Origin of the sequence: Campylobacter sp. CNRCH_2014_2452 (assembly GCF_025772865.1) — a bacterium.
Classification (GTDB): Bacteria; Campylobacterota; Campylobacteria; order Campylobacterales; family Campylobacteraceae; genus Campylobacter_D; species Campylobacter_D lari_D.
The window spans coordinates 98,427-120,511 of record NZ_JAKMSX010000005.1 but is presented as its reverse complement, the minus strand read 5'-3'; the positions used below and the strand labels follow the sequence as shown (position 1 = coordinate 120,511).

34 protein-coding genes and 1 tRNA gene are annotated in these 22,085 nt (G+C 32.0%); 3 read left to right on the top strand and 32 right to left on the bottom strand.

Going from position 1 to position 22,085, the window contains the following annotated elements; translation table 11 throughout:
* Positions 1 to 2 precede the first annotated feature (2 nt).
* From L8X38_RS04780 to rpsJ, 29 genes are all read right to left on the bottom strand, one after another.
* A complete protein-coding gene (locus L8X38_RS04780) occupies positions 3 to 1,370 on the bottom strand; it encodes an L-serine ammonia-lyase (protein WP_263661433.1) in 1,368 nt (455 codons plus the stop codon).
* 11 nt (positions 1,371 to 1,381) lie between these two features.
* Positions 1,382 to 2,665, bottom strand: a complete 1,284-nt coding sequence (locus tag L8X38_RS04775; protein ID WP_133319191.1) for an aromatic amino acid transport family protein — start codon at positions 2,663 to 2,665, stop codon at positions 1,382 to 1,384.
* 77 nt (positions 2,666 to 2,742) lie between these two features.
* On the bottom strand, positions 2,743 to 3,792 hold the full coding sequence (locus L8X38_RS04770; RefSeq protein WP_263661432.1) for a tRNA-dihydrouridine synthase: 1,050 nt from the start codon (positions 3,790 to 3,792) through the stop codon (positions 2,743 to 2,745).
* Positions 3,793 to 3,951: 159 nt separating this feature from the next.
* Positions 3,952 to 4,503, bottom strand: a complete 552-nt coding sequence (locus tag L8X38_RS04765; RefSeq protein ID WP_263661431.1) for a ribonuclease HII — start codon at positions 4,501 to 4,503, stop codon at positions 3,952 to 3,954.
* Positions 4,503 to 4,976, bottom strand: coding sequence for a DNA-deoxyinosine glycosylase (locus L8X38_RS04760; protein WP_263661430.1), 474 nt, complete (start codon positions 4,974 to 4,976; stop codon positions 4,503 to 4,505). The genes L8X38_RS04765 and L8X38_RS04760 overlap by 1 nt, the downstream gene beginning before the upstream one ends.
* Before the next feature lie 54 nt (positions 4,977 to 5,030).
* Positions 5,031 to 5,678, bottom strand: coding sequence for a ferritin family protein (locus L8X38_RS04755; RefSeq protein WP_220567003.1), 648 nt, complete (start codon positions 5,676 to 5,678; stop codon positions 5,031 to 5,033).
* An 85-nt stretch (positions 5,679 to 5,763) separates the two neighbouring features.
* Positions 5,764 to 6,795, bottom strand: coding sequence for a type II asparaginase (locus L8X38_RS04750; protein WP_263659249.1), 1,032 nt, complete (start codon positions 6,793 to 6,795; stop codon positions 5,764 to 5,766).
* A gap of 114 nt (positions 6,796 to 6,909) precedes the next feature.
* Complete coding sequence (gene murI / locus L8X38_RS04745; protein WP_263660381.1) at positions 6,910 to 7,650, bottom strand: glutamate racemase; 741 nt, start codon at positions 7,648 to 7,650, stop codon at positions 6,910 to 6,912.
* Between the two features lie 41 nt (positions 7,651 to 7,691).
* Positions 7,692 to 8,954: a preprotein translocase subunit SecY gene (secY, locus tag L8X38_RS04740; protein ID WP_133319135.1), complete on the bottom strand. Its 1,263-nt coding sequence runs from the start codon at positions 8,952 to 8,954 to the stop codon at positions 7,692 to 7,694.
* On the bottom strand, positions 8,954 to 9,346 hold the full coding sequence (gene rplO, locus L8X38_RS04735) for a 50S ribosomal protein L15 (RefSeq protein ID WP_039617163.1): 393 nt from the start codon (positions 9,344 to 9,346) through the stop codon (positions 8,954 to 8,956). The genes secY and rplO overlap by 1 nt, the downstream gene beginning before the upstream one ends.
* Before the next feature lie 3 nt (positions 9,347 to 9,349).
* Entirely contained in the window at positions 9,350 to 9,793 is a 444-nt protein-coding gene (gene rpsE, locus L8X38_RS04730; RefSeq protein ID WP_039617161.1) for a 30S ribosomal protein S5, read from the bottom strand.
* 16 nt (positions 9,794 to 9,809) lie between these two features.
* On the bottom strand, positions 9,810 to 10,166 hold the full coding sequence (rplR, locus tag L8X38_RS04725; protein WP_039617157.1) for a 50S ribosomal protein L18: 357 nt from the start codon (positions 10,164 to 10,166) through the stop codon (positions 9,810 to 9,812).
* Between the two features lie 9 nt (positions 10,167 to 10,175).
* Positions 10,176 to 10,712 carry a 50S ribosomal protein L6 gene (rplF, locus tag L8X38_RS04720; protein WP_263661429.1) on the bottom strand — a complete coding sequence of 179 codons (537 nt, stop codon included), beginning with the start codon at positions 10,710 to 10,712 and terminating at the stop codon, positions 10,176 to 10,178.
* A 78-nt stretch (positions 10,713 to 10,790) separates the two neighbouring features.
* Positions 10,791 to 11,186: a 30S ribosomal protein S8 gene (rpsH, locus tag L8X38_RS04715; RefSeq protein ID WP_039617152.1), complete on the bottom strand. Its 396-nt coding sequence runs from the start codon at positions 11,184 to 11,186 to the stop codon at positions 10,791 to 10,793.
* A gap of 12 nt (positions 11,187 to 11,198) precedes the next feature.
* Positions 11,199 to 11,384, bottom strand: a complete 186-nt coding sequence (locus L8X38_RS04710) for a type Z 30S ribosomal protein S14 (RefSeq protein WP_263661428.1) — start codon at positions 11,382 to 11,384, stop codon at positions 11,199 to 11,201.
* A gap of 1 nt (position 11,385) precedes the next feature.
* Positions 11,386 to 11,931 carry a 50S ribosomal protein L5 gene (gene rplE, locus L8X38_RS04705; protein ID WP_133319134.1) on the bottom strand — a complete coding sequence of 182 codons (546 nt, stop codon included), beginning with the start codon at positions 11,929 to 11,931 and terminating at the stop codon, positions 11,386 to 11,388.
* Between the two features lies 1 nt (position 11,932).
* A complete protein-coding gene (gene rplX / locus L8X38_RS04700) occupies positions 11,933 to 12,160 on the bottom strand; it encodes a 50S ribosomal protein L24 (RefSeq protein ID WP_012660822.1) in 228 nt (75 codons plus the stop codon).
* Positions 12,160 to 12,528: a 50S ribosomal protein L14 gene (rplN, locus tag L8X38_RS04695; RefSeq protein ID WP_012660821.1), complete on the bottom strand. Its 369-nt coding sequence runs from the start codon at positions 12,526 to 12,528 to the stop codon at positions 12,160 to 12,162. The genes rplX and rplN overlap by 1 nt, the downstream gene beginning before the upstream one ends.
* Positions 12,528 to 12,779, bottom strand: a complete 252-nt coding sequence (rpsQ, locus tag L8X38_RS04690) for a 30S ribosomal protein S17 (protein WP_039617148.1) — start codon at positions 12,777 to 12,779, stop codon at positions 12,528 to 12,530. The genes rplN and rpsQ overlap by 1 nt, the downstream gene beginning before the upstream one ends.
* 9 nt (positions 12,780 to 12,788) lie before the next feature.
* Positions 12,789 to 12,974: a 50S ribosomal protein L29 gene (rpmC, locus tag L8X38_RS04685; protein ID WP_012660819.1), complete on the bottom strand. Its 186-nt coding sequence runs from the start codon at positions 12,972 to 12,974 to the stop codon at positions 12,789 to 12,791.
* Positions 12,961 to 13,386 (bottom strand): 50S ribosomal protein L16, encoded by a 426-nt coding sequence (gene rplP / locus L8X38_RS04680; protein ID WP_012660818.1) that lies wholly within the window; start codon positions 13,384 to 13,386, stop codon positions 12,961 to 12,963. The genes rpmC and rplP overlap by 14 nt, the downstream gene beginning before the upstream one ends.
* A 2-nt stretch (positions 13,387 to 13,388) precedes the next feature.
* Positions 13,389 to 14,090, bottom strand: a complete 702-nt coding sequence (rpsC, locus tag L8X38_RS04675) for a 30S ribosomal protein S3 (RefSeq protein ID WP_039617145.1) — start codon at positions 14,088 to 14,090, stop codon at positions 13,389 to 13,391.
* Between the two features lies 1 nt (position 14,091).
* Positions 14,092 to 14,466, bottom strand: a complete 375-nt coding sequence (gene rplV, locus L8X38_RS04670; protein ID WP_039617143.1) for a 50S ribosomal protein L22 — start codon at positions 14,464 to 14,466, stop codon at positions 14,092 to 14,094.
* Positions 14,467 to 14,475: 9 nt separating this feature from the next.
* Positions 14,476 to 14,757, bottom strand: a complete 282-nt coding sequence (rpsS, locus tag L8X38_RS04665) for a 30S ribosomal protein S19 (RefSeq protein WP_039664929.1) — start codon at positions 14,755 to 14,757, stop codon at positions 14,476 to 14,478.
* A gap of 1 nt (position 14,758) precedes the next feature.
* Positions 14,759 to 15,589, bottom strand: coding sequence for a 50S ribosomal protein L2 (gene rplB, locus L8X38_RS04660; RefSeq protein WP_039625087.1), 831 nt, complete (start codon positions 15,587 to 15,589; stop codon positions 14,759 to 14,761).
* Between the two features lies 1 nt (position 15,590).
* Positions 15,591 to 15,872: a 50S ribosomal protein L23 gene (locus tag L8X38_RS04655; protein WP_039617139.1), complete on the bottom strand. Its 282-nt coding sequence runs from the start codon at positions 15,870 to 15,872 to the stop codon at positions 15,591 to 15,593.
* Position 15,873: 1 nt separating this feature from the next.
* Positions 15,874 to 16,488, bottom strand: a complete 615-nt coding sequence (rplD, locus tag L8X38_RS04650) for a 50S ribosomal protein L4 (protein WP_039617137.1) — start codon at positions 16,486 to 16,488, stop codon at positions 15,874 to 15,876.
* A complete protein-coding gene (rplC, locus tag L8X38_RS04645; RefSeq protein ID WP_012660811.1) occupies positions 16,485 to 17,060 on the bottom strand; it encodes a 50S ribosomal protein L3 in 576 nt (191 codons plus the stop codon). The genes rplD and rplC overlap by 4 nt, the downstream gene beginning before the upstream one ends.
* 9 nt (positions 17,061 to 17,069) lie before the next feature.
* Positions 17,070 to 17,381 (bottom strand): 30S ribosomal protein S10, encoded by a 312-nt coding sequence (gene rpsJ, locus L8X38_RS04640; RefSeq protein ID WP_012660810.1) that lies wholly within the window; start codon positions 17,379 to 17,381, stop codon positions 17,070 to 17,072.
* Positions 17,382 to 17,607: 226 nt separating this feature from the next.
* On the opposite strand from rpsJ, the gene L8X38_RS04635 reads away from it, so the two are divergent.
* Both L8X38_RS04635 and L8X38_RS04630 read left to right on the top strand, forming a co-directional pair.
* Positions 17,608 to 17,683 (top strand) — tRNA-Ala (locus tag L8X38_RS04635).
* Between the two features lie 18 nt (positions 17,684 to 17,701).
* Positions 17,702 to 18,763 carry an ATP-binding protein gene (locus L8X38_RS04630; RefSeq protein WP_263661427.1) on the top strand — a complete coding sequence of 354 codons (1,062 nt, stop codon included), beginning with the start codon at positions 17,702 to 17,704 and terminating at the stop codon, positions 18,761 to 18,763.
* On the opposite strand, the gene L8X38_RS04625 is transcribed toward L8X38_RS04630, so the two are convergent.
* The 3 genes from L8X38_RS04625 to coaE are packed head-to-tail and all read right to left on the bottom strand — an operon-like array spanning position 18,760 to position 20,780.
* Positions 18,760 to 19,467: a glucosaminidase domain-containing protein gene (locus tag L8X38_RS04625; RefSeq protein WP_263661426.1), complete on the bottom strand. Its 708-nt coding sequence runs from the start codon at positions 19,465 to 19,467 to the stop codon at positions 18,760 to 18,762. The genes L8X38_RS04630 and L8X38_RS04625 overlap by 4 nt on opposite strands.
* The gene (dapF, locus tag L8X38_RS04620) at positions 19,442 to 20,191 is read right to left on the bottom strand and encodes a diaminopimelate epimerase (RefSeq protein WP_263661425.1); all 750 of its coding nucleotides are present in this window, start codon (positions 20,189 to 20,191) and stop codon (positions 19,442 to 19,444) included. Before dapF ends, L8X38_RS04625 begins: the two co-directional genes overlap by 26 nt.
* Positions 20,178 to 20,780, bottom strand: coding sequence for a dephospho-CoA kinase (gene coaE / locus L8X38_RS04615; RefSeq protein WP_220566998.1), 603 nt, complete (start codon positions 20,778 to 20,780; stop codon positions 20,178 to 20,180). The genes dapF and coaE overlap by 14 nt, the downstream gene beginning before the upstream one ends.
* Before the next feature lie 58 nt (positions 20,781 to 20,838).
* Between coaE and purM the strand changes: the two genes are divergently transcribed.
* The gene (purM, locus tag L8X38_RS04610) at positions 20,839 to 21,828 is read left to right on the top strand and encodes a phosphoribosylformylglycinamidine cyclo-ligase (RefSeq protein ID WP_263661424.1); all 990 of its coding nucleotides are present in this window, start codon (positions 20,839 to 20,841) and stop codon (positions 21,826 to 21,828) included.
* Positions 21,829 to 22,085: the final 257 nt, after the last annotated feature.

The following is a 22,085-nucleotide window of genomic DNA, read 5'->3' as shown; positions in this document are numbered from 1 at the left end:
TTTTAACATACACTTGTAAGATTAGTAGCTAGGCCACCTAAAGAAGTTTCTTTGTATTTTGAATTCATGTCTTTGCCGGTTTCATACATAGTTTTTATAACCTCATCAAGACTTACTTTTGGAGTTGATTTTCTACTCATTGCCATTCTAGCAGCTGAAATTGCTTTAATCGCTCCAAAGGCATTTCTTTCTATACAAGGAATTTGCACTAAACCACTTACTGGATCACAAGTTAAACCTAAATGATGCTCCATTGCAATTTCAGCAGCATTACAAGCTATCTTTGCATCAAAACCCATTACAGTAGCCATAGCTCCTGCTGCCATAGAACTTGCACTACCAATTTCAGCTTGACAGCCAGCTTCAGCACCACTTATACTTGCATTTTTCTTATAAAAAGAGCCTATTAACATAGCAGTAAGTAAAAAATTAATGGCTTTTTCATCGTTAAAACCAATAGTATGATTTTTAAGATAAAGCATTACAGCAGGCACAACAGCACATGCACCATTAGTTGGTGCAGTTACCACTCTAGCTCCACTTGCATTTTCCTCTGCAATAGCAATAGCATATAAAGAAATAAAATCAATAATTCCTAAAGGATCACTTGTCATAGCCAAACGCTCATTAAGTCCTTTGGCGCGGCGTTTTAAATGTAAATTCCCTGGAAGAAAATCTGAGCTTGGATGAATACCATTATAATAAACTTCTTGCATTACTTCCCAAATTTCTAAACAATAAGCTCTAATTTCTTCTTTAGTGTGAAATTGAAGCTCATATTCATAAGAGAGTTTTGCTAGATCCCATGAATTTTCTTCGCAAATTCTTAAAGCATCGCTTGCGTTATTAATATCAAGTTCTAATTTAGTATGTTTTTGCTCACAAGCTCCGTCTTTGTGTTTTTGAAGTTCAGCTTCACTCATAACAAAACCACCACCTACCGAATAATAAATTTCTTCAGCAATGATTTCTCCATTTTTATTATAAGCACTTATTTTCAATCCATTTTCATGCAAAAGTAAAAAGTCTTTTTCAAAAATCAAATCTTTATCATAATCAAAATTTAATTCTTTTTGAGCATCTAAAACCAAAATTTTATCTTGCAAAATTTTATTAAACACACGATCTTGCAAAGCAACATTTAATTCTTTTGCTCTTAAGCCACTCAACCCCCATATAATAGCTTTATCACTTAAATGGCCTTTACCAGTAAGCGATAAAGAGCCATAAAGTTTGATTTGAATTTTTGTAATTTGTGTGATTTTATCTTTGATTTTTTCACAAAACATATTCCCTGCTAACATTGGTCCTAAAGTATGAGAAGATGAAGGACCGACACCAACTTTAAATATACTTAAATTACTACTCATTCATCAACACCTTAAAAAGTATAAATTACAGTAATGATTGTCAAAATACCTGTGATAAATACAAATGCATCTAAAGCTTTGTTTTGGAATTTTTTCATTTTAGATACAGTGTAAATTGCAATCATAGGCATTAAAAATAAGATTGCGGCAATGATTGGACCACCTAAGCTTTCAATAAAACCTAAAATACTTGGATTTACATAAGCAGTAATTAACATAACAATATACATTACCAAAGTTGAATAAACTGCGATTTTTTTCAAATCCGGATTATCATTACCTGCTAATTTACAACATTTTCTAACTATACCATAAGCACCTTCCCTAGCACCAAAATAATGCCCAAAGAATGAACTAGAAATTGCTAAAAATGCGATTAGTGGACCACCATAAGAAATAAATGGATTATCAAGTTTATTAGCAAAATAAGAAAGTACAGGTATGTTTTGTGCTCTAGCTTCAGCAAGTTCTGCAGGAGTTAAAGAAAGCACGCAAGATACCACAAAAAACATTACAAAAGCAAGTAACATTACAGAAGTTCTAAATAACACTTGATTTGCTTTTTGTACTGAATTTTCAGGATATTGTCTTTTTACACTTAAAGAAAAAGTAGAAATCGCTGGTGAGTGATTAAATGAAAACACTAAAACCGGTAAAGTTAGCCATACTATAGTAATAAATTCTTTTGTTCCAGGAATAGCACTAAAACTTTCAAACGACCATTGCGGGATAAGATATAAAGAAAATAAAAATAAAATAGCACATAAAGGATATACAAGCCACTCACATACTTTGGTAATTAATTCTTCACTAAAAAGCATAATAAGCATAAAAATACTTACTAAAACAAAAGCAAAAAGCGCTCTATAAAAAGGAAGTAAATTAGCTATAGTTTTTCCTTGCTCATTTACACTTGTTTGATACATAGCACTAATTGCGTTTGCGAAAGAACCATTTGGATCTAAAAGTGGTAAGAATTGATTATAAATAAAACTCTCAAAAGTATTAGTTATACCTACACAATATGCTAAACAAATTGGGAAAATTGCAAAGAAATAAAGCACAGAAATAAAAATACTTACTTTTCTACCAAAATACTCTTCAGCCGCATGAGTAATATCTTTATCATTACCATTTGCTTGACATACAAAACGACTTAAGGCTCTATGGCTTAAATACACCATTGGAAAAATAATCAAAGCCATTACAACAACTGGCCAAAAACCACCAACACCTGCTTTAATAGGTAAAAATAAAATCCCCGCACCAACTGCAGTCCCAAAAAGAGAAAGCATCCAACGCGTATCAAAAGAATTCCACTTAAGATTATCCACATTTTCTCCTTGTAAAAAATAATAAAAAAAGCTTTTACCTAAAAACTTTTTGTATTATTTTGCAAATATGCTCTTGAGTAGTTTGGCGTGATTTTTTCCCTTTCATTTAAAGCAACTGCGGCTTCATTTGTAAAATTTGGATTTCTTAATAATTTTCTACCATAACAAACTAAATCACACACCTCACCCAAAAGCAAAGCCTCACCTTCGCTAGCACTATTTATAAGACCCACACAAGATATAGGAATTTTAACAACTTCTTTTAAAGCCTTAGCATAAGGAGCTTGATAAAGTGGTGCTATATTTGGCACTAAAGAAGGTTTGTTGGTATTTCCTCCTGCTGAAATATCTAACATATCAACGCCTAAATTTTCTAAAATCAAGGCAAGTTTTTTACTATCTTCCAAATTCCAACCACCCTCTTGCCACTCTGTAGCTGAAATTCTTACAAATAAAGTAATATCAACTTCTTTTTTTATACGCTTAATGATATCACACAAAAGACGCGCTCTATTTTCAAAACTACCACCATATTCATCATCTCTTTGATTTGATAAAGGAGATAAAAATGAACTAAGCAAATACCCATGAGCACTATGAAGCTCTATCGCATCATAGCCTGCTTCTTTAGCTCTTTTAGCACTTTGGATAAATTCTTGTTCAATTTGTAAAATTTCATCTTTACTTAAAACATGAAGTTTAGAAAATTTTTCACTAAAAGCGATATTACTTGGGGCTTTTGATATAGCTTGTTTGCATGAATTTTTACGACCACTATGATTTAGTTGGATAGCAACTTTAGCACCAAAATGATGACAAAGATCGACAAGCTCTTTATGTCCTTGAATTTGAAAATCTCCCCAAAGGCCTATATCATTATCAGCAATTTTTGCATTTTCATTAATCGCACAAGCTTGAACTATGATAAGCCCAACACCACCCAAAGCTCTAGCTCCATAATGTATCAAGTGAAATTGATTAATCTTACCATCTAAAACTTGTGTTTCATACATATCCATAGGAGGCATTACGATGCGATTTTTTACATAAAAATTTCCAATCTTTAGCTCACTTAAAAGTAAAGACATAATACCCCTTAAAATATTTTTATATTACTATAATAGAAAAAAATTAATTTTTCTTAAAACATAGAGTATTTTAGACCAATATTATAATTTTTAATAGATTATTATTAAAAAAATAGTTTTTAATTATATTTTTTCATTATTAAAATTACAAAACACAATCTAATCAAATAAGCTTTTCTCAAAACACTTTAACATAAAGCTTTTGCGGTGTAAGGGCGAATAACCAAATGCTTTAATCTTTTCTATATGAGCTTTTGTACCATAACCTTTGTGCTTATCAAAATCATAATGATTATATAATTTAGAAAAATAACACATTTTTTGATCACGACTTACCTTGGCTAATATGCTAGCTGCTGAAACTTCTTGTACTTTCATATCAGCTTTAATCATGGTTTTTATGCCTAAAACTCCATAATTTAAATTTCCATCATATAAAATCTCATCTTGGTTAAAATGTTTTTTTATTATCTTTAAGCCCAAATTTAAACACTGACTAAGTCCTAAAATATCAATTTGCAAAGGTGAAAAAGCAAGGATTAAAAAATTTGAATTAGAAAGAATTTGCTCATATAATTCTTCTCTTTTTTTTGCACTTAATTTTTTAGAATCAGCTAAACCATCAATATTTTTTAAAAGCTTGCAAGCTGCCAAGTGCATATCTCCAGCTAAAGCTCCACGCCCAGCCTCATCTACTCCAACTAAAGCCATTATTTTTCCTTTATAATAGTATATTTTTCTACTAAATTTTCTAAAGAATAATTTATATTGGCAGGTGAGCTTGAAGGAAGTTCAAAAAATTCTTGCTCAGGATAAAATTTAGCAAAATATTTACTTGCAACTTTACCTAATACACAAATTTTTTCTATATTTGCCTTATCTAAAATAATACTTATATCATTTGCTTTGGCATAAGAAATAGTTTTATCATCTGAATTTTTTATCTTACAACTTGCTATAACATCCCAAAGTGCTATATGATTTGCTTTTAAAAAAGCCTTTTGCTCTTGCACTGTTTTTAACTCACACTCAAATAATATTTCAAAAATACGCCAAAAACGATTTTTACTATGTTGATAATAAAAATTTTCTTCTCTTGATTTAATAGATGGAAAAGAACCTAGTATCAAAACTTTTGAGTTTTCATCAAAAAAAGGTTCAAAAGGATGAGTTAGAATTTGCATATTAGGCCTTGATAAAAATAAAATATTTTATCATTTTTATCAAGATTTTTAAAATTATCCTAAAAATTCTCGTTTGAAGTATTCTTTTGGAGCTTTACACAAAGGACAGGCATTTGGTGCTTTTTTACCACGGTGTATATGCCCACAAACTTCACAAACCCATAATTCTTCTACCTCTGAATTAAAGAAATCTTCTTCTTCAAGCATTTTTTTAAGTGCTAAATATTCTCTTTCATGCTCAATTTCTACTTTACCAATAGCAGTAAATAATCTTGCTATGTTTTTCTTGCCTTCATCTTCTGCAATTTGTGCAAAATTTGGATACATGGTAGTATGCTCGTAATTTTCACCCTCTGCTGCACAGATTAAATTTTTAGCAGTTTCTTCTAAAGCTTTACCATCTACTAATTCATGATAAGCTTTAAACTCAGCTCTTGCATGCCATTTTTCATTTTCTGCAGCTTCTCTAAAATGCTTTGCAATAGCATGCCAACCTTCTTCTTGAGCAATATCTGCAAATAAATCATATTTGTTTCTTGCCATAGATTCACCTGCGAAAGCTTTCATCAAATTTATGGCTGTTAAATCTTTAGTAATGCACTCCATTTCTTGACCACAGCAACTAAGCTTTCCACCACCTACATTTTGCACTTCTACTTCATTGCCGCATTTTTGGCATTTATAGCTTTCATATTGTCTCATTTAATATCCTTGTGATTAATTTAAGTAAGATTTTGATTGAAAAACTCACCCAAATGTTATTGTAGCATTTGGGCGCTAAAAGATTTTAGTATTTTAAGAAATATTCTTGAATTTTCTTAGGATCACTTGTTTTAGTTAAAGCAAGCATTAATAATACTCTAGCTTTTTGAGGACTCATATCACCTGTATCAATAAAACCAAGTTTTGCATCAGCATCACTTACTGCAACTCTACCAGCTACTACGCGTGAACTTACCGCTACATTAAGACCTTTTTTAAGCAATTCTTTTAATACATCTTTTTGATAATCATGAATACTGCCAGCACCTGTTCCAGCTACAACTATACCTTTAGTTCCATTTTCAAACAAAGCTTTTGCTGCAACACCGCTACCATCATTTGCATAACTATAAAGAATATCTACTTTTGGTAATTCTTTTAGCTTGCTAACATCAAATGGAGATTTTTTGGTGTGTAATTTTGTATTAGTATTGTAGAAGAATGCTTTTCCATCTACTATATAACCCACATCACCCATATCCGGTGAACTAAATGCATTTACATTTAAACTATGAGTTTTCATAACGCCTCTAGCGCTTTGAATTCTATCATTCATAGCCACCATTACACCTTTATTTTTTGCTTGTGGATCTGCTGCTAACGCTACAGCATTGTAAAGATTTTTAGGACCATCTGCACTAATTGCAGTTGATGGGCGCATTGCACCAACTAAAACAACAGGTTTATCGCTTTTTACGGTTAAATTTAGGAAATATGCAGTTTCTTCCATGGTATCAGTACCATGAGTAATCACAACTCCATCTACATCAGATTTTAAAAGCCTATTGACTTCTTTAGCAAGTTTTAGCCAAATTTCATTTGTCATATCTTTACTATCAATATTTGCAATTTGATCCCCGCTAATTACTGCTAAATCTTGAATTTGAGGCACTGCTTTAATCAAAGCATCAACCCCTAAAACACCCGCTGTATAACCTGTTGTAGCTACCGAACTATCAATCGAGCCTGCAATAGTTCCACCTGTAGCTAAAATTGCAACTTTTGGTTTTGCTTCCAAAATTCCTGCTCCTAAACTTAGTGCCATAGCTGCGCACATTAACATTTTTTTCATGTTAGTCCTTTCATTAGAAATGATAAAAATTATAATGCAACTATGTTTAAATAAAAATAAATTATTAATATAAAAAATACTTTAGTAAATATTCATTAATTAAAGCCATAAATTTGCAATTTTTTTTAGTTTTTCCACATCGCTTGAAGCATAAAATTGAATGTTGGCTTCTTCTTGGATTGATGTTAAGTTAAATTCTTGTTGCAATTGCAAAGCTATAGCCTCGCCTGAATGAATAAGTTTTGTATTTTTGCCAAAATACTCTTCCAAAGAATGAGCAATTAAAGGAAAATGCGTGCATGCTAAGATTAGAGCATTAGGATGAAATTTAAGCTTATTAAAATAATACTCAAAAGCAGCTTTTAAAAAATCTCCTTGAAAAATCCCTTCTTCAACCATAGGTACAAAAAGCCCAGTTGCTTTTTCTTCCACTTTTAAAAAACCTTCTTTGATTAAAGCTTGCTTATAAGCGTGAGAATCCACGGTAGCTTGTGTTGCAATAACTAATATATTAGAGTTTTTATCTTCTAAAGAGTTTTTAACCGCTAAAACCCCTGCTTCTATAACTCCAAGAACCGGAAATGGTGCATTTGCTTTTAGAATTTCTAAAGCATGCGCGCTAACTGTATTACACGCAATAATAAGCATATCGACTTTTTTTTCTTTGAAAAACTCTAAAGCTTCTAGGGAAAATTTAATGATAGTTTCTTTATCTTTAACCCCATAAGGTACCCTTGCGGTATCTCCATAGTAAATATATTCTTTAAAAAGTTTTGCTTGAAGTAAAGATTTTAAAACACTAAGCCCACCTACACCGCTATCAAAAACGCCTAGTCTCATCAAAATCCTTAAAAAGAGAAGAAAGTAGAAAATCTACTTTCTTATAAGCCTACTGCACTTAAGGTTTGGTATTTATTCATATAAATTTGAGCTTCAATTTTTCTCATTGTATCAAGCGCTACTTGAACTACGATCAAAACAGAAGTTCCACCAAAATAAAAAGGCACACCAAACAACTTCACAATAAGCCATGGTAATGTAGCTACAAGCCCTAAATAAATAGAACCTGACAAGGTAAGTCTTGATGCTACTTCATTAAGATAATTTGCAGTTCCTTCACCTGGTCTAATACCTGGTATGAAACCGCCTTGTCTTTTAAGATTTTCAGCTATATCTTTTGCATTAAATACAATTGATGCATAAAAATACGCAAAGAAAATAACAAGTAAGAATGTTAAAAAATGAAAGAAAAATCCATTTGGATTTAAAAAGTCATAAATTTTTAACACATACTCATTTGTACTTGTTTGCAAAATAGTGCTTGGAAACATCAAAATCGCACTTGCAAAAATAGGAGGAATTACTCCACTTAAATTTATTTTAATAGGTATGTAATTCATAATGCGTTTGTTTTGATTTTGCATGATTACTTTTCTTGAGTAAGAAATAGGAATTCTTCTTTCTCCAAGCTCTACTACTATAATAGCCCAAATAGTAAGTAAAATTACAACTAAAATAGCAATGATAGTCAAGAAATTCATCTCACCTGTATTTACCAAATTTACTGTTCCACTAATTGCACCTGGAATTGTAGAAACAATACCGCCAAAGATGATCAAAGAAATACCATTTCCTATACCGCGTTGAGTGATTTGCTCACCTATCCACATTAAAAGCATGGTACCTGCAAGCATAGAAATAGCAGAAAGTGCAATAAAAGTATTCATATCAATCATAATAGCTGACTGACCTGCTTTCCCATGAAGACTTTGCAAGCCTATAGAAACGCCTATACTTTGTATCAAAGTGATAGCTATAGTAGCATAACGGATAATTTGCATATATTTTTGCATACCATCGCGTTCTTTTTTCATCTTTCCTATGTTAGGAAAAGTTGCCGCTAAAAGCTCCATAATAATCGAAGCAGTAATATAAGGCATAATGCCTAGAGAGATGATGCTAAGTCTTTCAGCAGCACCCCCACTAAACATATTAAACAAGCCTAATGCATTAGATGCATTAGAATCAAAAAATTCCTTGATAACACTGACATTAACCCCCGGAACTGGAACATAAGCTAATATTCTATAAGCAAATAAAAAAGCTAATGTTATGAGAATTTTATTTGTCAATGCTTTATTCATTATTTTTGTCCGCTAAAAGTGATCTTCTCGTCTTTAATTTTACTAGCAAGATCTTTAGCACTTGCTCCAATAAGCTTAACTTTATTTACATTTTTTGAAAGCTTATGAATACTATTGATTGTTTCAAATGTAATTTCGCTAAGCTCTTTGATTGCTGTGATTTTTTCAACATTAATCACATAAGGTTTTTCAAATTTAGAAGTAAAGCCTACTTTTGGTAAGCGTCTTTGAAGTGGTTGTTGACCCCCTTCAAAACCTCTTTTTTCGTTATAACCTTTTCTAGCAGTTTGGCCTTTTCCACCTTTAGTAGAAGTTTTACCCATACCACTACCTTGACCACGGCCTATTCTTTTGGTTTTATGTGTTGAACCTGGTGCTTTTGTTAAATTCATTGATTATCCTTTAAGCATTGTAAGTGCTTTGATAGTAGCACGCACAACATTTGCTGAATTATTTGAACCTAAAGACTTAGTTAAAATGTCTTTAATACCTGCAAGTTCCACGATAGGACGTGTTGAACCACCTGCAATAACCCCTGTACCTTCGCTTGCTGGTTTAAGTAAAATTCTACTTGCGTTGTATTTTACTTCTACATCATGAGGGATAGTTGAACCTTTTGTTTTAACTTCAACAATGTTTTTAAAAGCATCATCAACTGCTTTTCTGATAGCATCTGGAACTTCTTTAGCTTTTCCATAGCCCACACCAACTAAACCTTTTCTATTTCCAACGATAACTAAAGCAGTAAATCTAAATCTTCTACCACCTTTAACAACCTTAGTAACCCTGCCGATATCGACGATTACTTCTTCAAATTCTTCTCTATTATATTTTTCCATCGATCTTCCTTTTGGGTTATAGTTTGATTCCGTTTTCTCTTAGTGCTTCAGCTAATGCTGCAATAACACCATGGTATAAATAACCATTTCTATCAAACACTGCTTCTTCTATGTTTTTAGCTTTTAAAACTTTTGCAAATTCAGCTGCTATTTTTTTAGCACCTTCTTTATTTGCTTTAACACCAATTTTTCTTCCATCTACTGCTGCTAAAGTTACTGCTTTAACATCATCGATAGCTTGGATATATAAAGTTCTGTTTGATTTAAAAACAGAAACTCTTGGAAGAGCTTGTGTTCCTGAAATTTTTGCTCTAATTCTTTTTTTTCTTTTAATTCTTAAAGATATTTTTCTTTTTAATACATTTGCTCTCATATTCTATCCTTACTTCTTAGATGTCTTACCAGCTTTGCGGATAATACGCTCATCTGAATATTTAACACCTTTTCCTTTGTAAGGCTCAGGTGGTCTAAATTCACGAATTTGAGCAGCAACTTGACCTACCACTTGTTTATCGCTACCTTTAATAATAACATTGTTTTTATCAACGGTAATTTCTATGCCTTCTGGAATAGCATAGTTGATAGGATGAGAAAAACCTAAAGCAAGTTCAAGAACTTTACCTTTTAACGCAGCTTTATAACCAACACCGTTGACTTCTAAAGTTTTGCTAAAGCCATCAGTTAAACCGATAATGATGTTTTGAGCTAAAGCTCTATAAGTTCCCCAATAAGCTCTACTTTGTCTATCTTCACCTTTAGGAGAGAAAAGAATTTGTCCTTCTTTAATCTCAACATTAACATTTGCTTTTGTATCAAGCTCTTTTGCTAAATTTCCTTTTTTGAATTTTAGCAAGTTACCTTCTAATTTTACTTCTACTCCACTTGGAATAGCAACTGGTTGTTTACCTATACGAGACATTCATTTTTCCTTTTTACTTGTCTACGATATGACTACTTTATAAGAATGGATACCGAATACCATAAAAAGTAGAAACTCTTACCAAATAGTACATAAAACTTCGCCGCCAACGCCTGCTTTATAAGCTTCGTCGTTAGCTAAAACACCTTTTGAAGTGCTTACTACGATAGTACCATAACCGTTTTTAAATCTTTTAATCTCATCTTTGCCTTTATAAACACGACGACCAGGTTTAGAAATACGCTTAACTTCGTTAATTACGCTTTTACCTTTTTCATCATATTTTAAAACTACATTGATGAATTTCTTTTTATCCTCTTCAATAACATTAAAGCTTTCAATATAGCCTTTAGCTTGGAAAATTCCAAGTAAAGCTTCGATAACTTTAGAATGCAAAAGTTGAGTAGTCTCTAATCTTCTCATCCCTGCATTTCTAATTCTTGTTAGTGAATCTGAAATTAAATCATTTATCATGGTTCTTTCCTCTTACCAACTTGCTTTTTTAAGACCAGGAATTAAACCTTCATTTGCCATTTTTCTTAAGCAAACTCTGCAAATTCCAAAATCTCTATAAACTGAATGTGGTCTTCCACAAATTTGGCATCTAGTATACCCTCTAACGCTAAATTTAAGTTTGCGGGCAGCTTTTGCAATCATTGATTTTTTAGCCATATTACTTTCCTTTTGCAAATGGCACGCCAAATAATTCTAATAATTTTTGTGCCTCTTTATCTGATTTTGCTGTTGTAACGATAGAAATGTTCATACCATGAGTTCTTAAGATTTTATCATATTCAACTTCTGGGAACATTAACTGCTCATCTAAACCAAAGTTATAGTTTCCTCTTCCATCAAAACCATCTCTTGGAAGACCTCTAAAGTCTTTAACACGAGGAAGAGCTATAGTAATAAGCTTATCTAAGAAAGCATACATATTGTCTTTTCTTAATGTTACCATTACACCTACTGGGAAACCTTCTCTTACTTTAAAACCAGCAACTGATTTTTTAGCTTTTGTGATAACTGCTTTTTGCCCAGCGATCAATGAAATAGTATCTGCAACATTTTGTAATACTTTTTGATCTTTTGCTAATTCCCCAGCACCTACACTGATTACAACTTTTTCAATAAAAGGAACAAGCATAGGATTTTTAATATCAAATTCTTTAACTAAAGCAGGTTTGATATTTTGAGTATATTTTTCTTTCAATCTCATCATCTTATTCTCCTGCCTTTGCTACATTTGAAATATCCATTGGCATTTCTTTATTGATAAAACCGCCATTTGGATTTTTATCACTTGGCTTAACAGCTTTTTTAGCGATTTTACAACCCTCAACAATTACTTTATTTGTCTTAGGAAATACTGCTAAAACTTTACCTGTTTTGCCTTTGTCATCGCCTGCGATAACTTTTACCATATCATTCTTTTTAATTTTTAATTTCATTACAACACCTCCGGTGCTAGTGAAACAATTTTCATAAAGCCACCATATCTTACTTCACGACCTACTGGTCCAAAAATACGCGTTCCGATAGGCTCTCTTTTAGCATCAAGAATAACTGCTGCATTTTCATCAAAACGAATTAAAGAACCATTGTCTCTATGAATTTCTTTTTTAGTTCTAACGATAACTGCTTTTACTACTTGACCTTTTTTAACTTTACCATTTGGTAGAGCTTTTTTTACAGATGCAACGATTACATCACCAACAGTAGCGTATCTTCTTTTGCTACCACCTAAAACCTTAATACACATTAATTCTTTTGCACCGCTATTATCAGCAACTGCAAGCCTAGTAAAACTTTGAATCATTACTCAACTCCTGCTGATACTATAGTTTTTAAGCGAAATGATTTTCTCTTAGAAAGTGGTCTACATTCAATAGCAACTACAGTATTTCCCACTTTAAGTTCATTTCTTTCATCATGAATTAAATATTTTTTAAAGCGTTTTACGATTTTTCTGTATTTTGGGTGAACCACTTTTCTTTCAACCAAAATTGTTGCTGTTTTATCTCCAGCAATTTGAACAACAACGCCTTGAATTTCTCTTTTAAATGCCATTTTCTATCCTTATTTTAAAGCGCTAATTGCAGTATTGATTCTAGCGATGTCTTTTTTAACTTCGCTAATCTCTTTAGGATTAGTTAGCTGCATTGTTTTTAGCTTTTGTCTTAAAGTAAATAAAAGCACCTTTTTTTCTTTTAGCATTGTTGCAAGCTCACCTGCTGTTTTATCTTTAATCTCAGTATATTTCATTTTGGCTCTCTCTTGTAACAAACTTAGTTTTAAATGGCAATTTATGCATCGCTAAAGTTAAAGCTTGTCTTGCCATTTCTTCATTAACCCCTGCCATTTCATAAATAATACGACCTGGTTTAATGTTCATTACCCATTCCTCAACTGCACCTTTACCTTTACCCATACGAGTTTCTAAAGGTTTTTTAGTTAGAGGTTTATCTGGGAAAACTCTAATCCAAGTTTTACCTTGTCTTTTTACAAAACGAGTTAAAGCAATACGAGCTGCTTCGATTTGGCGTGAATTGATACGGCCAGCTTCAGTTGCTTTTAGGGCAAAATCACCAAAAGTAAATTCAGTCCCTCTGTTGGCATAACCTCTGTTACGCCCTTTCATCATTTTACGATATTTTGTTCTTTTTGGCATTAACATGATTATTTACCTCTTCTTGCTCTTCTAGTTTTTTTAGCTGGAGCGTTTTCTTCGGTTTTTTCAGGTTGAACACCCTTTTGTAAAACTTCACCTTTGAAGATCCACACTTTAATACCTATATTTCCATAAGTAGTATGTGCTTCTGCAAAACCGTAATCGATTTTTGCTCTTAAAGTGTGAAGTGGAACACGACCTTCTAGGTACCATTCAGTTCTTGCCATTTCAGCACCACCTAAACGGCCTGAAACTGAAACTTTAATCCCTTTAGCACCTGCTTTTTGCGCTCCTTGAATTACTTTTTTCATTGCTCTTCTAAAAGCAATTCTTTTTTCAAGTTGAGTAGCAACACTTTCAGCTGCAAGCTGAGCTGAAGCACCTGCTTTTCTTTCTTCTTTGATATTGATATTAACTTCTTTTTTGATTAAATCTTGAAGTTCTTTTCTTAAAATATCAACATCACTACCTTTTTTACCAATAATAATCCCTGGTCTTGCAGCTACAACAGTTACTCTTAATTTTTTCGCTGTTCTTTCTACAAGAATTTGGCTAATTCCTGCATAATAAAGTTTTCTTTTTAAAAATGTTCTGATTTTATAATCTTCACCAATATTTTCTGCTAAATTAGCTTTTGTAGGAAACCATCTTGATTCCCAATTTCTATTAATTCCTAGTCTTAAACCAATCGGATTTACTTTTTGTCCCATATTAGCTTTCCTTTTTCACTGATGCTTTTTTAGCTTTTGTAGTTTTTTCAGCACTTGCTTCTACTTTACTAACTTCTACCAAAATGTGTGAAGTTGGCTTTCTAATACGACTAGCACTTCCTCTAGCTCTTGGTCTAAATCTTTTTAAAACCGCACCAGCATCAACACGACAACTTGAAACAACAACTTCATTTGCTTCAAATCCGCCATTTGCTACAGCACTTGAAATAGCATTTGCTATAAATTTAGCACCTTTATTTGGCATAAATTTCAAACTAGCTAATGCAAGCTCTGCATTCATACCTTGAACTTCTCTAGCAATCAATCTCGCTTTAGTTGGAGATAATCTTATGAATTTAATTAACGCTCTACTCATAAATCTCCCTTACTTACCTATTTTTTTCTGAACAGAGCCCTTATGACCCTTAAATGTTCTAGTAGGTGCAAATTCACCTAATTTGTAACCGATATGATTTTCAGTAATATATACTGGGATAAAGCTTTTTCCATTATGAACATTAAAAGTTAAACCTATCATATCAGGTATAATAGTGCTGCGTCTTGACCAAGTTTTAATTGGCTTACCATCGTTAGCTTTTTTAGCAGCGATGACTTTTTTCATTACATGGTCATCAACAAAAGGACCTTTTTTTAGTGACCTAGCCATCTTACTTTCCTTTTCTTCTTGAAATTATTAGCTTATCGCTAGCTTTTTTACGGCGAGTTTTAGCACCTTTAGTTGGTTTACCCCATGGAGTAACTGGATGACGGCCTGAATTTTTCTTACCTTCACCCCCACCGTGCGGGTGATCAACTGGGTTCATCGCAGAACCTCTTGTTTGAGGACGAATACCTCTATGGCGGTTTCTTCCTGCTTTACCGATAGTCACATTTGACCATTCTTCATTACCAACTTCACCGATACTTGCCATACATTCAGCTAAAACTTGTCTCATTTCACCACTTGCAAGTCTTAAGATAACATATTTTTCTTCTTTACCCATTAATTGAGCATAAGCACCCGCTGAACGGATCATTTGTCCGCCTTTGCCCGGTTTTAACTCGATATTGTGTACGATAGTACCCACTGGGATATTTCTCAATTTCATTGCATTACCTGGTTTAATGTCAAGTCCGCTTTCAGCAGCGCAAATAACATCACCAACGCTTAAACCTTTTGGTTGTAAGATGTATCTTTTTTCACCATCTCTATAAGAGATTAATGCAATACGACAATTTCTGTATGGATCATACTCGATTGCTTCAACTTTACCTTCAATACCAAATTTTCTTCTTTTAAAATCTATAATTCTGTAAAGTTTCTTAGCACCTGCTTCTTTATGACGGCTTGTGATTCTACCATTATTGTTACGACCTGCATGAGCTGGAAGTTTTACAAGTAATGAACGCACACTAGCTTTTGCTGTGATATCATCAGAGCTTACACCTGTGATGTATCTTCTACTTGGAGTATATGGTTTATAAGTTTTAATTGCCATCTTATGCCTCCGAACTTTCTAAGCTCACACCTTCTGGTAGCTTAACATAGAATTTTTTAAAGCTATTTCTTTGACCTTCACGACCTCTAAAACGCTTTACTTTTCCATCCATTTTTAAAGAATTAATTCTTACTGGAGTTACACCAAAATATTCTCTTAAAACTTCTTTTAGACCATTTTTAGTCATTTTTGGAGAAGTTTGAATAACTACAACACCTTGCTCTTGAAGGTTTAAGCTTTTTTCAGTGTAAAGTATTGTTTTTATATCAGTAATATCTGCCATTTTAACCCTCTTTTACGATAGATTCAAGCGCTGCTTTTTCAATGATAACAGCATTAAATACAGATACTAAATAAGCATTTACTTCGCTAATATCAACTACATAGCAATTTGCTAAGTTTCTAAAAGCAAGAAGTGTTTTTTCATCTAGTAAATCTTTTACAATTAAAGCATCTTTTAAACCAAGCTTTTTAATAACTGCATTTGCATCTTTTGTTTTACCGCTTTCAATGCTTAAACTATCTACTGAGAATAATGCATTGTTTTGTGCTTTATCAGCCAATGCTCTTTCAAGCGCTAAGCGTTTTTGTTTTTTATTAACTTTTTGGAAATAATTACGATTGTTTGTAGGACCAAATGCTACAGCACCACCAACCCAAACATTCGTTCTTGTTGAACCTGCTCTTGCACCACCACGACCTTTTTGTCTCCATGGTTTTTTACCACCACCGCTTACATCGCTTCTACCTTTAGTATGAGCTGTGTTTGCTCTAAGGCTAGCAAGATAAGATTTTACATATAAATAAAGGTTGTGAGGATTAACTTCTGCATATTTTGCTGGAAGATCGAGTTCACTAGCTTTTTCAAATTTATCATTTAAAACAGTTACTTTACTCATTTTGCAATCCTTATTTTACCCATAGCACCATTAAATCCTGGTACCGCACCTTTTACTACTAAGATGCCATTTTCTTCATCAAATGAAACTACTTCATTTTTAACAGTAACTTTTACATTACCATAATGACCTGCCATTTTCATACCTGGTTGAACACGACCTGGCCATTCGCGGTTACCGATTGATCCGTGGCGTCTGTGAAATCTTGAACCGTGACTTGCAGGACCTCCGGCAAATCCATGTCTTTTAACAACCCCACTATAACCTCTACCTTTAGAATTAAAGCTTACTTTTAAGATAGAAGCTTCTTTTAAAGGATTAAGATCAATATCACCTGCTTCTGTGTTTGCTACTTCTAAAGAAGCAAATCTATTATATTCAGCTGAAAGATTGTATTTTTTTTGCTGACCCGCAATGCATTTATTATTTGCTTTGCCTTTTACATAAGCAACCAAAGCTTTTCCATTTTCTACTTCACATACTTTAGTTTGAACAAGTTTAAGTAAGGTTACAGGAATGCTTGGTGTGCTGATTGTTCTACTCATACCAATTTTTTCTACAATGTATTCCATATTCTATCCTTATTTACCCATAGCTCTTACTTCAACATTGACCTCTGGAGCCAAGTCAAGCTTAGTGAGTGAATCTACTGTATCTGGAGTAGCTGCTACAATATCAAGCATACGAGCATGAATTCTCATCTCAAATTGTTCGCGTGAATCTTTATTGATGTGTGGAGATTTCAAAACTGTGTATCTTTTGATTTTTGTAGGCATTGGCACTGGACCTCTGATGTCAGCACCTGTTCTTTTAACAGCTTCTACAATTGCTGCAACTGTGCGATCTAGAACTCTGTGGTCATAAGCTTTTAGCTTAAGCCTGATTCTTTCCATATTTTTTCCTTTGTAAAGAACTCGTTAGACCCATAAGAATCTAACCACCATATAAAATGATGTTGAGATTATATAAAAAGAGCCTTTGCTATGTCAAGAAATTTATACATTTTTTTTAATTATTTTCCTTTTAAAAAGGATAAAAATTAAATTTTATAAAATTTACAAGATTTTTTATACATTAAGAAAATCTAAGAAAAAATATAGTATGATTTCAAAATCTAAAGGGGCATTAGCTCAGCTGGGAGAGCACAACGCTGGCAGCGTTGGGGTCAGCGGTTCGAACCCGCTATGCTCCACCATTAATTACAAAGAAATTTATGAAATCACTACAATTTTTTTACGATAATTACCCAAAATTTCAAAAATTTGATGAAAGAAAAATTCAAATTCAAACCCATAAAAACATCATTATAAAAGGTGGTTTTGCAAGTGGTAAGAAAAATTTAATTTTAAATTTTTTATCTTTGTACAAAAGTGAAAATATACTTTTTATTGATTGTGATGATTTAAAATTTCAAGCAAGTGCTTTGGTAAATTTAAATTCGTTTTTAACCTATAATCCACAGATTAAATTTTTAGCACTTTGCAACTTTGCTCATAATTTTGACTTTGCCAGTTTAAAACACCTTAATTTGCAAATCATAATAAGCATTTGTGATAGCAATTTTCATTTAGATTATTTTGAAGAACTTCATTTAGATTATTTAGACTTTGAAGAATTTTTAAGCTTAAACAAAAAATACGCTGACACTAAAACCATGGTAAGTTATTTTTTACATACAGGACGCAATGTGATTTTAAATCACAACTTTAACACAAACTCATCATACTTAAGAAGTTTTTACACTCCATTAGAGCTTACCATACTCAAACAAATTGCCTTAGAACTCGGGAATGAATTTAGCGTTAATGAGCTATTAAAAACACTAAAAAATACTATAAAAATTTCCAAAGATACCTTATATAAAAGCATAGAAAAACTAGAATCAAACTACACTTTGTATTTTGTAAAAAATCTTGAAAAGAATTTAAAAAAAGTATATTTTTGGGACTTTTCACTAAAAAATTCTCTAAGCATACAAAAAGACTTTAGTGCTTTGTTTGAAAATTTGATTTTAAGCGAGTTGTTTAAATTTGAACAAGAAATTTTTTATACCAAATATTTTGATTTTTACTTACCAAGTCTTAAAAATGCATTTTTATGCTCGCCCTTTAAAGATAAAGATTTACTTAGTTTAAAAGTCAAAAAAATACTTAGTAAAAACCAACTCGCACTTTCAACTATTTATATCATCACGCTTTCACAAAGAGATGAGTTTTTCATAGAAGGGGTGCGTGTGATGATTTTACCTTTTGATGAGTGGGCTTTAGGAAATTAATCTAACTCATCAAGCTTATGTTGATTTATGATAGAAATAATAAGCTTAGTATAATTACTTTTAATCTCTGAGTATTTTTCCAAATGACTTGCCGCTTCTTTGCCATCAAGTTTTTCATTTTGATTTATAGCATCCCACCGCCAAGCTCTAAATTCCTTATAAGCATCATGACGATTTAAATTTAGCAAGTATGAATCCACGCTTTCTTGCAAGGTATCAAATATACGAATTTTATGAGTTTTACCCTCGCCTCTTTCTTTTGGAATTAAACCTTTTTCACCCCAAGTCCATTCTCCAAATAAATTATTTGCTTCTTTAGCAAAACGACTTGTACCAGTTGCGCTCTCAATAATTGCTTGGGCTATGGCTAAAGATTTTGGAACCTTTTGGATACGCAGTTGGTATTCCTTGTGATCGTATAAATTTTTAACGCGATATTTTTCTTTTAAAAACCATAGTTTTTGCACAGCATTAGAATTTAGTTTTCTAAAATTACTCTTTAAAGCTTCCTCAAAAAAAATATCTATAAATTCTTTTTCATTTTCAATTTCTTTGAAAGAAACATCCAACAAAGCATTGATTTTTTTGATAAAAACTTCACGCTTTTCTTTTATACTTAAAGCATAATAATATTTATCAAAACCTGCTATAAATTCAGCTTTTAAAAATAAAAAACTACTAAGTAAAATTATAATCAGCTTCAAAACAGCACTTTACCTTTCCTCTGAAAAATATTTGATCATCCTCTAATCTAAAATATAAATTTTCTTTGCTTTTTGGCTTTACTAAAATATCATCTTTAACTTTTTGATTTAAATAAGCAAGATAAAAACAAGCTCCCATACCTGTACCACAAGCTAAAGTCTCATCTTCTACCCCGCGTTCATAGGTTCTAACTCTTATAAATTCTTCATTTTCTATTTTAGCAAAATTAACATTTGCATTATATTTTTTACGCACTTCTTTGCATAAATTTACATCAAATTCATTTAAATCATCAACAAAAGTCACCATATGTGGCACACCTGTATTACATCCTTGCCAAATTCTATCTTTATGTTTAAAAGCTTCTTTAATATCCTTCACTCCACTTAATTTAATCTCTACCATGTCATCATCAACAAATGATTTTATAAGTCCTGCTCCGGTTAAAAAATTTAAATATTGTGATTTTTTTAGATAATGATGAGCAAAATGAGCTGCTGCACGCGATCCATTACCACACATATTTGCTTTACTACCATCGCAATTATAAAATTCCCATTCAAAATCATATCTATCATGAGGCACAACTACTATAAGCCCATCAGCACCTATGCCCTCATAACGACTACAAAGAATTCTAGCTAACTCGCTACGATCTTTTTTTTCACCATCTGCAAATACTACAAAATCATTTCCGCTTGCACAATATTTATAAAATTTCATTTTTAACCTTTAAAGTATGTTTTAAAAAATTTAGCACATTTTCTTCAAATTTTTCATAACTTGAAATATTTTTTATCACAAAATCTGCTTTTTTTAGTTTTTCTTCTATATCAAGTTGCAAATTAATTCTTTTTAAGGCTTCATTTTCATCTAAATTATCTCTTTGCATTAATCTTTTTAATAAAATTTCTTTTGGAGCATAAATCAATATACTTTTTCCTAGATCTTGATAATGATTATTTTCAAAAAATAAAGGCAATTCTATAAAAAAAGCCTTGTTTTTTTTATCTAAAATTAGTGCTTTTTGTAAAATTTCTTCTTTGATTTTAGGATGTAAAAAACCTTCTAACTTTTTTTTGGCGTTTAAATCATTAAATACAATAGCACCAAGCTTTTTTCTATCTATTTTTCCTGCTATAAGTAAATCATCATTATCAAAAAGCTTAGCTATAGAATTAGCATTTTCATTTAAAAGCTCATGAGCTATCACATCTGCACTTAAAGTATCAAAACCCAAATTTTGAACTATTTTTATAAAGCTTGACTTTCCACCTGCTATACTTGAAGTCACAAAATAAGCATTTTGCATAATTTAACCTTAAAATATTTTTAGTTAAAATACCTTTTAAATTCTTAAAGGAAGATAAATGAATATAAGTTATGAAGATGCGGGCGTAAGTATAGATAATGGTAATACTTTGGTAGAAGCAATCAAGCCTTTAGTAAAAGAAACTTTTAATGAAAATGTTTTAGGAGGCATAGGTTCTTTTTCGGGTGCTTTTGCCATGCCAAGTGGTTTTAAAAATCCTGTTATGCTAGCAGCAACAGATGGGGTAGGCACAAAGTTGCGTCTTGCTATTGATAGTCAAAAATTTGACACAATAGGCGAAGATTTAGTAGCAATGTGCGTGAATGATTTAATTTGCAATTTTGCTACGCCTTTGTTTTTTCTAGACTATTATGCAAGTGCAAAGTTAGATGTAGAAGTAGCTAAAAAGGTTGTAGCAGGGATTGCTAATGGTTGTAAAAAAGCAAATTGTGCCTTAATAGGCGGAGAAACTGCTGAAATGCCTGGAATGTATCATAACAATGACTTTGACTTAGCAGGTTTTTCAGTGGGCATGGCTGAAAAAGATGAAATAGATAGAAGAAATTTTGTAAAAAATGGAGATATTTTACTAGCTTTGCCTAGTAGTGGGCTTCATTCTAATGGATATTCTTTAGCTAGAAAAGTATTATTTGAAACACAAAAGCTTAAATTTGATGATAAAATAGATGGTAAAAATTTAATCGATATTTTACTTGAACCTACAAGAATTTATGTAAAAGACTTTTTAAAATTAAAACCTTTCATCAATGCACTAGCTCATATAACAGGTGGTGGTTTGGTAGAGAATTTACCTAGAGTTTTCCCAAGAGGAATAGGTGCTATTATTAGAAAACATCATCTAAAAACTCCTGAAATTTTTTATCAAATAGGCCAAAGTGTAGAAGAAGCTGAAATGTATAGAAGCTTTAACATGGGTGTGGGCTTAGTTATAGTGGTAGATCCATCTAATGTAGGAAAAGTTTTAGAGAACTCAGATGCTTATGTAATAGGCGAAGTTGTGCTAAATGAAGGGGTTGTTTTAGAGTAATTAACTCCCTAGAGTTTGCTAATAAATCACATTGAGCTTAAAAATAAGCTTAATGTGATAGAGTGTATTTAATAAGGAGTTTATTGTTTTTAAATTATTTATAATACTAAAAACTTTTATAGTTTTTATATTCAACATTGGCGCATTCTTAACTTTATTGTACCAATTGTGCTTTTTTAAATTTTTATTTTGTCATTTTATAATCTGTTTTAAGCAAACTCTGGGCAATTAATTAAACACTAAGCCTTAAAAGGCTT

Excerpts from the sequence above, each read along its gene's own strand:
- L8X38_RS04630 (WP_263661427.1), top strand. The coding sequence starts at position 17,702 with ATGAAATCACTACAATTTTTTTACGATAATTACCCAAAATTTCAAAAA.
- rpsE (WP_039617161.1), bottom strand. The coding sequence starts at position 9,793 with ATGGAAAAATATAATAGAGAAGAATTTGAAGAAGTAATCGTCGATATC.
- rplB (WP_039625087.1), bottom strand. The coding sequence starts at position 15,589 with ATGGCAATTAAAACTTATAAACCATATACTCCAAGTAGAAGATACATC.
- L8X38_RS04760 (WP_263661430.1), bottom strand. The coding sequence starts at position 4,976 with ATGCAAATTCTAACTCATCCTTTTGAACCTTTTTTTGATGAAAACTCA.
- rplF (WP_263661429.1), bottom strand. The coding sequence starts at position 10,712 with ATGTCTCGTATAGGTAAACAACCAGTTGCTATTCCAAGTGGAGTAGAA.
- rplP (WP_012660818.1), bottom strand. The coding sequence starts at position 13,386 with ATGTTAATGCCAAAAAGAACAAAATATCGTAAAATGATGAAAGGGCGT.
- murI (WP_263660381.1), bottom strand. The coding sequence starts at position 7,650 with ATGAGACTAGGCGTTTTTGATAGCGGTGTAGGTGGGCTTAGTGTTTTA.
- L8X38_RS04710 (WP_263661428.1), bottom strand. The coding sequence starts at position 11,384 with ATGGCTAAAAAATCAATGATTGCAAAAGCTGCCCGCAAACTTAAATTT.
- purM (WP_263661424.1), top strand. The coding sequence starts at position 20,839 with ATGAATATAAGTTATGAAGATGCGGGCGTAAGTATAGATAATGGTAAT.
- L8X38_RS04755 (WP_220567003.1), bottom strand. The coding sequence starts at position 5,678 with ATGAGACAATATGAAAGCTATAAATGCCAAAAATGCGGCAATGAAGTA.
- rplX (WP_012660822.1), bottom strand. The coding sequence starts at position 12,160 with ATGAAATTAAAAATTAAAAAGAATGATATGGTAAAAGTTATCGCAGGC.
- rpmC (WP_012660819.1), bottom strand. The coding sequence starts at position 12,974 with ATGAAATATACTGAGATTAAAGATAAAACAGCAGGTGAGCTTGCAACA.
- rpsJ (WP_012660810.1), bottom strand. The coding sequence starts at position 17,381 with ATGGAAAGAATCAGGCTTAAGCTAAAAGCTTATGACCACAGAGTTCTA.
- L8X38_RS04655 (WP_039617139.1), bottom strand. The coding sequence starts at position 15,872 with ATGGCAGATATTACTGATATAAAAACAATACTTTACACTGAAAAAAGC.
- L8X38_RS04775 (WP_133319191.1), bottom strand. The coding sequence starts at position 2,665 with ATGCTTTCTCTTTTTGGGACTGCAGTTGGTGCGGGGATTTTATTTTTA.
- rpsS (WP_039664929.1), bottom strand. The coding sequence starts at position 14,757 with ATGGCTAGGTCACTAAAAAAAGGTCCTTTTGTTGATGACCATGTAATG.
- rplE (WP_133319134.1), bottom strand. The coding sequence starts at position 11,931 with ATGATGAGATTGAAAGAAAAATATACTCAAAATATCAAACCTGCTTTA.
- L8X38_RS04780 (WP_263661433.1), bottom strand. The coding sequence starts at position 1,370 with ATGAGTAGTAATTTAAGTATATTTAAAGTTGGTGTCGGTCCTTCATCT.
- coaE (WP_220566998.1), bottom strand. The coding sequence starts at position 20,780 with ATGCAAAATGCTTATTTTGTGACTTCAAGTATAGCAGGTGGAAAGTCA.
- rpsQ (WP_039617148.1), bottom strand. The coding sequence starts at position 12,779 with ATGGCATTTAAAAGAGAAATTCAAGGCGTTGTTGTTCAAATTGCTGGA.
- rplV (WP_039617143.1), bottom strand. The coding sequence starts at position 14,466 with ATGAGTAGAGCGTTAATTAAATTCATAAGATTATCTCCAACTAAAGCG.
- L8X38_RS04765 (WP_263661431.1), bottom strand. The coding sequence starts at position 4,503 with ATGGCTTTAGTTGGAGTAGATGAGGCTGGGCGTGGAGCTTTAGCTGGA.
- L8X38_RS04750 (WP_263659249.1), bottom strand. The coding sequence starts at position 6,795 with ATGTGCGCAGCTATGGCACTAAGTTTAGGAGCAGGAATTTTGGAAGCA.
- L8X38_RS04770 (WP_263661432.1), bottom strand. The coding sequence starts at position 3,792 with ATGTCTTTACTTTTAAGTGAGCTAAAGATTGGAAATTTTTATGTAAAA.
- rplC (WP_012660811.1), bottom strand. The coding sequence starts at position 17,060 with ATGGAATACATTGTAGAAAAAATTGGTATGAGTAGAACAATCAGCACA.
- rplR (WP_039617157.1), bottom strand. The coding sequence starts at position 10,166 with ATGAGAGCAAATGTATTAAAAAGAAAAATATCTTTAAGAATTAAAAGA.
- rpsH (WP_039617152.1), bottom strand. The coding sequence starts at position 11,186 with ATGATAAATGATTTAATTTCAGATTCACTAACAAGAATTAGAAATGCA.
- rplD (WP_039617137.1), bottom strand. The coding sequence starts at position 16,488 with ATGAGTAAAGTAACTGTTTTAAATGATAAATTTGAAAAAGCTAGTGAA.
- secY (WP_133319135.1), bottom strand. The coding sequence starts at position 8,954 with ATGAATAAAGCATTGACAAATAAAATTCTCATAACATTAGCTTTTTTA.
- rplN (WP_012660821.1), bottom strand. The coding sequence starts at position 12,528 with ATGATTCAAAGTTTTACTAGGCTTGCAGTTGCTGATAATAGCGGTGCA.
- rplO (WP_039617163.1), bottom strand. The coding sequence starts at position 9,346 with ATGAATTTAACAAAAGCACCAGGTTCAACACATAAAACCAAAAGAATA.
- dapF (WP_263661425.1), bottom strand. The coding sequence starts at position 20,191 with ATGAAATTTTATAAATATTGTGCAAGCGGAAATGATTTTGTAGTATTT.
- rpsC (WP_039617145.1), bottom strand. The coding sequence starts at position 14,090 with ATGGGACAAAAAGTAAATCCGATTGGTTTAAGACTAGGAATTAATAGA.